Consider the following 12,585-nt stretch of genomic DNA (forward strand, 5'->3'; position numbering starts at 1 on the left):
TTATTTTTCTGGGAATATTTTTTTCCAGTGAAGCGCAGGTGCGCGACACCATCAGGATACCTGAAATACCCGGTTACAAGACCCTGAAGTACGATCCCCACATCCACACCGTGTTCTCAGACGGGACCGTCTGGCCCACCGTGAGGGTTCACGAAGCATGGAGGGAAGGACTTGATGCCATTTCAATAACCGACCATATAGAATACAGGCCCTTTCGCAATGATGTAATTTCTGACCACAACCGTGCTTACGAAATTGCAAAGCCGCTGGCCGATCAGATGGACATCATCCTTATTCATGGCACCGAGATCACCCGTGGCATGCCGCCGGGACATTTCAACGCCATATTCCTGGAAGATGCCAATCCGGTTGATGAAGAGGACTGGCGTGATGCGCTCAGGGCTGCAAAAGAGCAGGACGCCTTCATCTTCTGGAACCATCCCGGATGGGCGCGCCAGCAACCCGACACCACACTCTGGTGGGACGAGCACACCTGGCTGCTGGAGAACGGTATGCTCCATGGCATTGAGGTGGTGAACGGAGGGTCCTACTACCCCGAGGCCCATATGTGGTGCATTGAAAAGAACCTCACGATGATTGGCACAACCGACGTTCACGGCCCGATCAACCTCGATTACGACATTCACGGTGGAGAAAGACGTCCCATGACACTAGTTTTTGCAAAGGACAGGTCTGCCGAGGGGATCAGGGAGGCACTGTTTGCCGGCCGTACAGCGGTATATTTCGAAGACAGGCTTGTGGCCCCGGAGTGGATACTTGAGGCGTTGTTTGAAGAGATGCTCCAGGTGAGGTCGGTAACAAGGCACAGGGGAAGTTACAGCATAATGCTCTTCAACCCCACCGATATCCCCATGCAGATTTCAAAGGCACGCGGCAACGAGCCCGGCTTTGAATTCTTCAGGACAACGACCGTTCCGGCCGGCGGTTACCGGAGCGTTCCGGTATACATTGACAATGCAGCGGACTATGATCAGATCGAGCTGAAGCTGATTATCGACAACTTCATGGTTGAACCGGATAAAGGACTGCCGGTAACAATGACCTTCGTGCCGGATAACTTGTGATCTGCTGCCCTGGATTATTGCCTTTCGGCGGAAGTTAACGGCTCGGTTTTGTTAACCCGTTAACATTATTTAGGAAATAATGCCTGCGGTGAACGACTTCAGGTGAGCATAATTTGATAATTTGCCAGATCATTAAAATAATCAAACCTAAAAACCAGATATTATGGAGAGCAAGAACAAAACCAACCCTATCTCGCGTCGCAAATTCCTTGGAGGCGCTGCTGCCCTTGCAGGATTGACTTTCTTTCCCCGGGGACTTGCATATGCAAAAGGTCCGCTGCCATCTTTCAGCGCTCCGCAGGGCGGAGTTACCTTCGGGGTAATATCCTACAGCTACCGGAGCATTCCCCACGGAGCCAGGGCCATACTCGACTGGGCGCTTTATGCCGGACTCATATCTGTTGAGCTTATGGGAGGAGCTGTTGAAGAGTATGCCGGCGCACCGGTATATGATGGACCTGCTTTTGCCAGGGGGGTGCAGATGAACGAGCAGCAGAGGAACGAGATGATGGCCGCCAGACAGAGGCATGCCGAAGAGATGAAAAAATGGCGCCTTTCTGTTTCAATGGACAAGTTCAAAGAACTCAGGCATATGTACAACAACGCCGGTGTCAATATCGACATAACCAAGCTTGGCAACCCCAACTGGTCGGATGAAGAGATCGACTATGCATTCAACGTCGCTAAAACTTTAGGTTCCCGCGGCATCACTTTCGAAATAGGGATTGATGCTGCCAAAAGAATGGCACCCTTTGCAGAAAGACACAACATGTTTGCCATAATGCACAATCACGGCCAGCCAGGCCAGCCCGGATTCAGCTTCGAAGAACACCTCGCGTTCAGCAAGAACCTGATGCTTAACCTTGACGTAGGACATTACTGGGGAGCCACCGGTCAGCATCCGAACCACGTGATCGAAAAGTTCCATGACAGGATAATCAGCCTGCATATAAAAGACAAGACCGGACCAGACCAGGAGCCGCGCGACGCCAATATGCCATTCGGTGAAGGCAGCACACCTCTGGGAGATATTCTTCGTTTGCTCAGGGACAGGGGCTGGCCGATAACTGCCGACATTGAGCTCGAGTACACTATACCCGAAGGCAGCAATGCAGTGGATGAAGTGAAGAAGTGCGCTGATCACTGCAGGGGACTTATTGCTTAGTAGTTAAGTTATTGAGGCGGTTGACTGACACGCAATTATTTGATAAAATAAGGCTGATGTCAATCAATGCTACCGTCCCTGGTGTAGCTGATAATAATATATGTATTGAGATTATAACAATTTAAAAACCAGTTTAAAATGACAAAATCCAAACCAAAAACCAGACGTGAATTTATAGGCGATGCTGCCGCTCTCGGACTGGCCGGTGCTGTTGGCGCCGGTTATTTGCTTTCATCATGTGGTAGAAGGGAAAGATACCCTGCTCCGGTTTTTTATGACACTGCACCTGACGGGCCTGTACTGAAAGCGGGACTTATCGGCTGCGGGGGGCGCGGCACCGGCGCAGCTTTTAATTTTCTTAATTCCGGCCCCAACCTTCAGATAACGGCTCTTGGCGATGTTTTCCAGCACCGCATTGACGGATGCCGAAGGGCCTTGCGTGAACGTGCCGGGGTTGAAATTCCCGAAGAGAACTGTTTTGTCGGGTTTGATGCATACAAGAAGGTTATTGAATCTGATGTTGACGTTATTTTACATGTTACCCCCCAGCATTTCAGGCCGCAGCATTTTGAGGCAGCCGTTCAGGCCAGGAAGCACATTTTTATCGAGAAGCCTGGCGCGGTTGACCCTGTGGGTGTGCGCACGGTGATGGCTGCCGGCAGGATGGCTGAATCTGCAGGCCTGGTCGTCGTGGCGGGGACCAACTTCAGGCACCAGCGCGATTATCTGACTACACGCAACATGGTCCGGAATGGCGCTATAGGCGATCTGGTTTCTGCCAATGCATGGGATATCCGTGGTAAGATATGGCACGTTAACAGGCAGCCCGGTTGGAGTGATATGGAGGCGATGCTGAGGGACTGGATGAACTGGAACTGGCTTTCGGGGGGTGACAATGTTGATATAGCCGTACACCAGATCGATATGGTAAGCCTTTACTTTGGCAAGCATCCTGTGAAGGCTCTCGGATTTGGCGGAAGGCACCGCAGGCCTACCGGAAACATTTATGATTTTTACAGCGTCGAATATGAATTCGATGACGGCAGGATCTTCAATTGCAAGACAAGGTGCATTGACGGTTGTGATAACAAACACGGCTTTATGATCTTCGGCACCAAGGGTTACACCAACTGCCAGAACAGGATATGGGACAATGACGGTAATCTGATATGGGAGTATGAATATCCTCTTGATGAGGAGGGCAGGCCTACCAACAGGGTTGCAATATCATCATATGATGAGGAGCATATCAACTTTGTTACTGCTATCCGTACCAACACCCCGCTCAACCAGACGCATGATCTTGCCGCAGCTACCATGTGCGGTGTTATGGGTCGGGAGTCCGCCATTACCGGGCGTGTAGTGACCTGGGACGAGATGATGGCTTCAAACCTGAGGCTCGGGCCGGCCGAATATGCAATGGGACCTGTACCTGAGGTTGATCCGGAGCTTCCCATACCCGGAACGGCTTCCGATATTTAAAGAACGAGGGGAGGAGGGTGGTTTTATTCCTGTTTAGCTTCTATATTGCCGCTTTTGACACCTATTAACCGGAGCATAAGGATATTTGATCAACCAAAATCTGTCATTCACTAATTCAAAAATCAAAATGGCAAAAAAAACCAGAAATCTTGTTTTATACGGTGTTATCCTGGTTATTTCAATTATATTTTATTTGACTTTTAACCTGATAAGGGAGACGGGTTCTGACTTTGATAAAAGCCTTATTAATCAACATCTCGATATTGATGTTACTTTTTCTGAAAAATACAGACCGCAATTTCACTACACTCCGAGAATCAACTGGATGAATGATCCCAACGGTCTGGTTTATTATGAAGGGAGATATCATCTGTTTCATCAATACAATCCATTTGGAAATAGATGGGGGTATATGAGCTGGAACCATGCTGTAAGTTATGATCTTGTACATTGGGAGCATAGGCCTGTTGCCATTCCATACGGAAAAGAGGAAGAAGAGGCCATTTTCTCAGGCAGTGCAGTAGTCGATCAAAACAACACTACAGGCTTTAGTGATGGAGACCGTCCTCCGCTGGTTGCAATTTACACTAGTCACTACACAAGGGCTGATGGATCAACCTGGCAGGCACAGTCGTTGGCATATAGCGTTGATGGTGGAGAAACCTTCACTAAATATAAGGAGAATCCTGTAATTGAATTTGACGATCCTGATTTTCGCGATCCCAAAGTGATGTGGATGGAAAATACTGAACAGTGGGTTATGGTGGTAGCTCTCCCGCGTCAACATAAAGTACAGTTTTATGCATCCGATAATCTTAAAGACTGGACGTTTTTAAGTGATTTTGGGCCTGCAGGTGCCACCGGCGGAATTTGGGAGTGTCCTGATTTTTTTCCACTCGCAGTGGATGGCAATCCTGATAATATAAAATGGGTTCTTCATGTGGATATAAGTCCGGGATCGATTGCTGGAGGTTCTGGATCTCAATTTTTTATAGGGGACTGGGATGGAGAAAAATTTATCCCTGATGAGACCATTGCAGGGGGGGAGGTTATATGGGTTGATTATGGAACCGATTTCTATGCTGCAATAACCTGGAGTGACATTCCTGAAGAAGATGGTCGAAGAATATGGGTAGGCTGGATGAATAACTGGATGTATGCTAATCGCATTCCTACTTATCCCTGGCGAAGTGCCCAGTCGATACCACGATCAATTCACTTAGTAACCGTTAACGGAGAGATACAGGCTGTTCAAAGGCCAGTTAAGGAGCTGGAAGTTCTGCGCAATAATAATGTACAACTTGAAAATATAGAAGTTTCTTCCGGTGAACTTTTATTGTCAAGAGAGGGAATAAGCGGAAAGGCCTATGAAATAATTATTGAAATGGAACCGGGTAGCTCAGAAGTGGTTGGTCTTAAACTGCGAGTGGGAGATAATGAAGAAACCCTTGTTGGATACGACAGGTTAAGGAGAACAGTATTTGTAGACAGGACCAGGTCTGGTGAAGATGGTTTTCATAGAAGATTTGGTCAAAGAAATGACGCTCCTGCCAGATTGATCGATGGAAAAATCAGATTACAGATTTTTGTGGATTGGTCTTCAGTGGAAGTGTTTGTCAATGATGGTGAAGCAGTAATAACAAATAGAATATTCCCTGATTCAAATAGTCAGGATGTGATATTCTATTCTGATGGTGGTACAGCTAATATTACAAAAATGGATTTTTGGACTCTTAATTCAATTTGGAAGTAATTTTTGTTAAAATTCAGTAATATGCTTGAATATGCATATTCAACCGGACTGTCTTAACAGAATATCGGAGGATTTATTAAACCAATGGGGATTAGTTTCTGATCATTATTGAAATCATTGTCGGATTAAAACTTGATGCACTGTGTATTTCCGCGGCCCCGATATTGACAAACCTGAGGATGCAGGTTATGATCTTTTATTGTTAGTTGTATTAGGGGAAAGTCCCTGTAAAGCGTCATAGATACAGAGTTACAATACAGGCAGGCATTTTAGGTTTTGGTTTAGGTTGATGTTGAGGTTAAGGCAAAAGTCCCTGTCCGGCGAAGGTTTTGGTAGTTCCTTCTATCGGGCAGGGGCTTTGGTTTTTATCCAGCTATACGATAATCCCGGGTATTATTACCCAACTGATCCCCGAAAGGTAATTATGGATTGGCTTTCGCGAAGCTATGGATATTTGCATTCTTTTCACCGAAAGGGTTAAAAGTAATGTCCTTAATTATTCTGTTTTGAATGGAATGGTTTTTTGCTTACTTTTATTTGAGTGAATATAAGCAGTCTGCATACCTTCAAGAGCCATGCTGATAACCGGCTCTTTTGTCCGGGATGAATTACGTACATGTTCTTGATAAAACCTAAAAAAAAGGAGGTTGTCATGGCTAATAAAGAAATTACATCTTCAAATGCGGGATTTGGACCGGTTCGCTCATGTTGTGCCGGTCATCATGGAAACAATCCGGGCGAAGCTGGTCAGATGTCTGGCGGTAATGAACCTGTACCGGGTGGGTATGATCAGTTGCCGGGCAGGCATGATCAGTTGCCGGGCAGGCACGGCCTGGTGCCCGGCGGAGTGACTCGCAGGGAGTTCTTGCAGGTTACCGGAACATCGGCTCTTGGCGCTGTTGTGTTGCCCGGCCTTTCGTGGTCGGCTCTTGCTTCAGTTCAGCCTGCGGAGAGATTTGAGATCAGGCGCAGACCACTTGTTGTTCAGCCGGTACTTACACATGAGGTGCCTGTGCGGCGCGAACAGACTTCATGGAGAAACTGGGGGGGACTGGAGACAGAGGAGGATGCGGACTGCGAAGTGGTCAGGATCCGCGGCGAGCTTGACGCACTGAGGTCCGCCGCAGATTTTCCTGTTGATTTCCTTCCGGTGGAAAAGGTAAAGGCAACAGGGGACCTTGATAATGTCGGGGGACTGCAACAGGCTGATCTTATTATTGTTTATGCCGCAGGCGGAGGCAGCGGCATCTTTGATGCTTTGCATGAGACAGGTAAAGATATTATCTTTTTCTGCCGCCACAGATCGGGTCCGGTCTACCTGTGGTACGAGATAATCAGTCCCCGCTACCTCAGGCGGCACACTGACGGGCATTCCATACCCGGTATCGGCTTCGACGATGTGGTTATCGACAGCCACGATGAGATGCTCTGGAGGCTCAGGTCGCTTTGCGGACTTAAAAACACGCTGAACACCAATATTATTGCAATAGGAGGAGCAGCGGCATGGTCGCAGCCGGCTGATGTTGTCGGAAAGCATGTAAGCGGGAAATACAAGTTCAATATTCATGAATTTTCCTATGATGACCTTGGCAAACTTATTACTGAGGCAATGGCCGATGAAGCAACGGTTTCAAGGGCCAGAAGCAGAGCCGCTGATTATCTCCGTGATAGCGGCGTGAGTCTTGAAACCAACAGGGAGTTTGTCGATAATTGCTTTGTCCTTGAAGATGTATTCAAAAGACTGATGGAGAAATTCAATTGCAGGGCAATAACCATCAATCATTGTATGGGGACGATTATGCCGCTTTCGCGGACAGCAGCCTGCCTGACCCTGGGATTGCTCAATGATGCCGGCTACCTGGCTTTCTGTGAATCCGACTTTGTTGTTGTACCAGCGGGAATACTGATGGCGAACATTTCCGGGAAACCGGTATTTTTCTGTAACCCTACCTATCCTCATGGCGGTATTAAAACAATTTCGCACTGCACTGCGCCAAGAAGGATGGACGGGAAAAACCTCGAACCCGCCAGGATCCTTACCCACTTTGAATCTGATTACGGCGCGGCTCCGAAGGTGGAGATGAAGATTGGACAGAAAATCACAAATATCATTCCCGATTTTTCATTCAAAAAGTACATCGGTCTGCCCGGAACGATCGTTGAGAACCCGTTTATGCCTATCTGCCGCACGCAGATCAATATCAGCTATGACTGCGACGACCTGCTGCTGGCTGAAAAGATGCCGGGCTTCCACTGGATAACCGTGTACGGTGACTACCTGAAGGAGAGTGAGTATGCCCTGAAGAAGATCGGGATTGAGCAGGAAAACCTGGTTTAAGGCAATTCGCTTCCCACAGATCCGGATCATCCTGAAGTGATCCGCAACCTGCCGGTACACCATCCCGTGATCTGGATTGATCTGTAATGATACAGGGATGGTTATTGTAACAGCACCTGAAAATTAATGATTTCATAATACTGATTATTTCTGTATGCAATTCGAGATATATTATTTTTGAAAATTATTAGATTACAAATAATAAAACTATTTCTTATGCAAATGAAGAGAGAAGATAATGCTAAAGCTTTCGTGTTAGCAAAGTTATATCCGGGAATTTTAGCCGCTATCCTGGTTATACTTTTTACTTTTCAGGGTTGTACATCCCGGTTGACGATTGTAGATCCCTACGAGAGTGTTGACTGGGAGACGCATATTCAGTACAAGGCCAATTTCCATACTCATACCACTATGAGTGACGGAAGGCTGAATCCTCATACGGTAGTGGACCGGTACCATCAGCTTGGATATGACATCCTGGCAATTACCGATCACAATGAAGTGACGTGGCCGTGGACCGCTTTCGCCGAAATGGAGCCGAGCCGGACCACGCTCAACAGGATGGAGAGCGCACCGGAGACGATGCCTGATAATTTTGATTTTGAGAACCGTGATCCGGTTGCTTTACAAATGGTAGATATCCAGGCAAACGAACTTTCAAGGCATCACCACATGGGTAGTTTCTTCAACGACCACAACAACACTGCAACCGAGGAGGAGTCACTGGACGCAACAGCGGCAAAGGGTGGAATTACCATGCTGTACCACCCTGGCCGTTACCAGGAGAGAAACCCTGAATATTATAACCTACAGTGGTATCTTGAGGTTTACGGGAACTACGACCATCTTTTTGGTTTGGAGGTTTATAATCAGGGTGACCGTTATCCGAATGACAGGCATATGTGGGATTCAATCCTTACAGTTATGATGCCCGGCAGGCCGGTTTGGGGGTATTCAAACGACGACATGCATACAGAACCGCATATTGGCCGGAATTGGAATATGCTGATCCTGCCCGAGCTGAATCATGAGCAGGTGCGCCTGGGGATGGAAAACGGGCTCAGTTATTTCATATACGCGCCGGGCGGGCACGATGGTCCGCTACCTCCTGTTATAGAAGCGGTAAAGGTGAACAACAGGAGAGCCACCATTGAAATTACTGCCACCGGTTACAATTCGGTAGTATGGAAAACAGGCGGGAATGTTGTATATGAAGGAAATATTATAAATCTCAACGAGCTGGAGGAAAGCTACACCTATGTAAGGGCAAAGCTTTACGGCGAGGGTAAGACAGTTGCCGGAACACAGCCTTTCGGACTGCGGAGATAAGAAGTTGCAGCTCTGCTACCTTCGGCGGGATTAGCTATGAGTTGATGTTAGCCTGATTTGGACTGCGGAGGTAATAATCTGTCGCTATGCAGCAGTTATCAGATATACAGCTCCTTCGGGTCGATTGAATAATTTGTGGCAGGATTTTTGTTAATCAGTTAACATTATTTATGAGAAAATAATCAACCTTGGATAAACTTTTCAGGTATAAGTTTGTCTGTTATAATAGATGGTTACAGGTTAGTTTAGGTTAGTTTAGGTTGGTTAAAAGCCCTTGTCATTTGAAGGTTTTGGTAGTTCCTTCTTTTCGACAGGGGCTTTACTATTGATGCCGGCCGGACTACCGCGGGCCGGCAACCATTTTCATATTGGAATTACCTGCAGTCCATCCTGTTCATCTATTCCTAACCTGGACGAGCCAGAACATTATTAATAAGGCACTGATCAGCCTGCAGGTCCGGTCTTTTGCTCCCCGTTTTAAAATTATCATATCTTTGTAACTGCTGTACCGGAAATATTCAGAAAATGCGAACAGATGATATAAAGGAGTTGCTGGGAAAAATTCTCTGGGATTATGATATTTCTGAAGAGGAAGTTATTAATGTTCTTAAAGGTGAAGCAAAACTGGCCGGGCATTATACTCGTGAAGCCCTGTTTTGCAAGCTGCTCGAATCTTATCCCTGGTTTACCATAATCCGGCTCTTTACCCCGCAGGAAATTAAGGATATGCTTTCTGACGATATCATAAAAAAGTTGAGATCTCCATCATTAAGAAAGAAATATGAATTTGTCAAAGAACGATTACAGGAAATTATACCGGATCCAGGATAGTTTTCTCGAGTGGTTCTCCGGCTTCAATTTCCCGTTTTACCTTACAGGAGGAACTGCACTTGGCAGATATTACCTGCGGCACCGTTTCAGCGATGATCTTGATTTTTTTGTAAATTCTGATCCCCAATACCCTGAATATATTGCTGAGTTAAAAAGTAATATCAGTAAAAATTTCAATATCAACATAGAAGAAGCGTTATTTGCCGATGATTTTACCCGCATATTTATTGAAAAAGACGGGTACAGATTAAAAATTGAATTCGTAAATGATATTGAATATAATGCCTCGAATCCCTTATCTTATTCTTATGGAATAATTGATACTCCTCTGAATATACTGGCAAATAAGATAACAGCCGTTGTGGACAGGGATGAACCAAAGGATATATTTGATATTGTGCATATTTCATTAAACTACTCGTTTAGCTGGCCTGATGTTTTTTATCATGCTAAACGCAAGGCGGTTATAAATGAGATAGATGTGGAAAAGCGGCTTATATCATTTCCCGTTGAGATGCTGGAACCGGTAAACTGGTTAGAATCTCCTGTTGAACCAACACTATTTGAAAAGCAATTGGAGAATGTAGCCAATGATTTTTTTCTTGGTAGAGAGAACTCTTTGGGGAAAAATAAAACAGCTATCGAAGATGCTAAACCTTTAAAGAATAAAAATTAAACCTGACCATGCAAAACCTGAAAACTACCTTTATCCTTCTTTCTGGAAGCGCAGTCGCTTTTGCCGGCAACGGTGCCTCACACGGCGCACAACCGGATAATCCTGCAGGAGGGGATGCCACAACCCGTTCATCTGACACGCCCGGCGCAGCCAGGCAGAGTGAGGTCATTCATGAAAGGCCCAACATCCTCTGGATAAGTGTAGAAGATATCAGTACCGACCTGAGCTGCTACGGCGCCACCGGAATTCACACTCCCAATATCGACCGGCTGGCGGCCGAAGGGATCATGTACAAACATGCCTATGCAACGGTAGGTGTTTCTGCTCCAAGCCGCAGTTCAATTATTACCGGCATGTACCCGGTCAGCATCGGCAGCCACAACATGCGTACCGGTCCCCACTGGACATACCGCTCTCCGGAGAATGAGGATTATATGGAGGATTATTACGGACTGTATGACCAGAGGGGGAGGGTGGTGCCTCAATACGCTACCGTGCCGCCACCATATGTGCGCTGCTTTACTGAGTACCTGCGCATGGCAGGCTATTATACCACAAACAACGCCAAGACCGATTATCAGTTCAATCCCCCGTTCACTGCATGGGATGAAAGCAGTGGTCAGGCCCATTACCGCAACAGGCCTGAAGGTGCTCCGTTTTTTGCTGTGTTTAATGATGAGATCACCCACGAGTCACGCATCTGGATGAAGAAGGATGACCCGATGCTCGTCGACCGGCAGAGTGTTCCGGTTCCGGCATATTTCCCCGTTATCCCATCGGTTGTCGAGGCCGTATCCCGCAACTATTCGAACATCACCGAGCTTGACCGGAACGTTGGCCGGATTCTCGATGAGCTTGAGGCAGATGGCCTCCTCGAAAAGACCATTATCTTTTTCTGGAGCGATCATGGCGGACCGCTGCTGCGGCAGAAAAGGGCGGTGGGGAACAGCGGACTTCATGTGCCGCTTATAGTGCGGCTGCCGAACGGCGAGATGGCGGGCACTGTTGTTGAAGATATCGTTTCGCTTATGGATCTTGGACCTACCGTATTATCCCTTTCGGGGATAAAACCGCCCGGGCACATGCACGGCAGGGCATTTTTGGGCCCCTACAAAACAGATACGCCCCACAGGTATGCATTCGGTACGGCCGACAGGTTTGATGAGGTTTACGACATGAGCCGTTCGGTGATTGACGGCCGCTATGTATACATCAGGAACTTCCGCCCTGAGCTGCCGCTTATCTACAGGCTTGAATACAGGGAGCAGATAGATATGACGCCCGAACTTATTGAGATGGACCGCAGGGGAGAGCTTGAGGGCGATGCCGCATATATATGGATGAAGACCAAGCCTGTTGAGGAGTTGTACGACCTGCACAACGATCCCTGGGAGGTGAACAACCTGGCCGGTTGCCCTGAGCACCGTGAGAAGCTGCTTGAGCTCCGCCGGGCACTGGCACAGTGGCAACTGGAAATAGGCGATATGGGTTTCATTCCTGAGCATGACCTGGTACAGATGATGTGGCCCGGACTTGTACAGCCTGAAACGGAGCCGGTAACCTTCAGCCTTGACGGTGGAATGCTTGAGCTTTCAAGTGCCACCGAAGGGGCAAGCATTGCCTGGCAGGTAGAGGGTAGAGATGGTCCTGACCGCTGGCACCTGTACCACGAACCCCTTGAAGTTGTCAGGGGAGAGGTAATCAGGGCAAGGGCAATAAGGATCGGCTACAAAACCTCCGAAATAACCGTTTTCCGGAAATAGCAGGCTAATAACCTGCAACCGGTTGAAGGTTTTGATCTTATACCCGCTTTTACGGTGAGATTTTCCGGTTGACAATAGTTATTCGCTGCTGGCACGTGATGGACCTTGTAATATTGTGATCTATTTCTTATTGTGGTTAAAAATAACAACAATAAGAAACAAG

General features: G+C 47.2%; 9 protein-coding genes. All 9 read left to right on the forward strand.

Annotation, left to right across the window (positions count from 1 at the left end; genetic code table 11):
* The first annotated feature begins 2 nt into the window (after positions 1-2).
* Entirely contained in the window at positions 3-1,085 is a 1,083-nt protein-coding gene (locus EA408_02795; protein TVR74422.1) for a histidinol-phosphatase, read from the forward strand.
* A 163-nt stretch (positions 1,086-1,248) separates the two neighbouring features.
* Complete coding sequence (locus EA408_02800; protein TVR74423.1) at positions 1,249-2,250, forward strand: sugar phosphate isomerase/epimerase; 1,002 nt, start codon at positions 1,249-1,251, stop codon at positions 2,248-2,250.
* 138 nt (positions 2,251-2,388) lie between these two features.
* A complete protein-coding gene (locus tag EA408_02805) occupies positions 2,389-3,732 on the forward strand; it encodes a gfo/Idh/MocA family oxidoreductase (GenBank protein TVR74424.1) in 1,344 nt (447 codons plus the stop codon).
* An 85-nt stretch (positions 3,733-3,817) separates the two neighbouring features.
* Positions 3,818-5,485, forward strand: a complete 1,668-nt coding sequence (locus EA408_02810; GenBank protein TVR74425.1) for a glycoside hydrolase family 32 protein — start codon at positions 3,818-3,820, stop codon at positions 5,483-5,485.
* A 961-nt stretch (positions 5,486-6,446) separates the two neighbouring features.
* On the forward strand, positions 6,447-7,823 hold the full coding sequence (locus EA408_02815; protein ID TVR74430.1) for a sugar isomerase: 1,377 nt from the start codon (positions 6,447-6,449) through the stop codon (positions 7,821-7,823).
* 330 nt (positions 7,824-8,153) lie between these two features.
* Positions 8,154-9,152, forward strand: coding sequence for a hypothetical protein (locus tag EA408_02820; protein ID TVR74426.1), 999 nt, complete (start codon positions 8,154-8,156; stop codon positions 9,150-9,152).
* 525 nt (positions 9,153-9,677) lie between these two features.
* Entirely contained in the window at positions 9,678-9,983 is a 306-nt protein-coding gene (locus tag EA408_02825; GenBank protein ID TVR74427.1) for a hypothetical protein, read from the forward strand.
* On the forward strand, positions 9,934-10,659 hold the full coding sequence (locus tag EA408_02830) for a hypothetical protein (protein ID TVR74428.1): 726 nt from the start codon (positions 9,934-9,936) through the stop codon (positions 10,657-10,659). The genes EA408_02825 and EA408_02830 overlap by 50 nt, the downstream gene beginning before the upstream one ends.
* A gap of 8 nt (positions 10,660-10,667) precedes the next feature.
* On the forward strand, positions 10,668-12,422 hold the full coding sequence (locus EA408_02835; protein ID TVR74429.1) for a choline-sulfatase: 1,755 nt from the start codon (positions 10,668-10,670) through the stop codon (positions 12,420-12,422).
* Positions 12,423-12,585: the final 163 nt, after the last annotated feature.

This window comes from Marinilabiliales bacterium (genome assembly GCA_007695015.1).
GTDB lineage: Bacteria > Bacteroidota > Bacteroidia > Bacteroidales > PUMT01 > PXAP01.